The following is a 257-nucleotide window of genomic DNA, read 5'->3' as shown; positions in this document are numbered from 1 at the left end:
GGCGGTGGCCACCGCTCCGGCGTCCGCCGACTCGTCGTCGAGCTGCTTGGACAGCGCCTCGGCCTGCTCCTCGACGGCCGCGAGCCGTGCGGAGAGTTCGGCCAGCAGGCCGGCGGGCTCCTTCTCGTGATTCGCACCCGCGGGCACGCCGCCTTCGAGCTGGAGCCGCAGCAGCGCGGCCTGCTCGCGGAGCTGGCAGTTCTTCATGTACAGCTCGACGAAGACCGAGACCTTCGCCCGCAGCACCCACGGGTCGA

At 72.0% G+C, this 257-nt stretch carries 1 pseudogene; it reads right to left on the bottom strand.

Annotated features, from left to right (window positions below):
• Positions 1 to 257: pseudogene (locus G3I42_RS00935) on the bottom strand (response regulator); the annotation flags it as partial.

The sequence above is a fragment of the Streptomyces sp. SID11385 genome (assembly GCF_010548245.1).
Lineage (GTDB): Bacteria > Actinomycetota > Actinomycetes > Streptomycetales > Streptomycetaceae > Streptomyces.
Note: the sequence above shows the minus strand (reverse complement) of the source record. Positions and strands in the feature narration are given on the sequence as shown.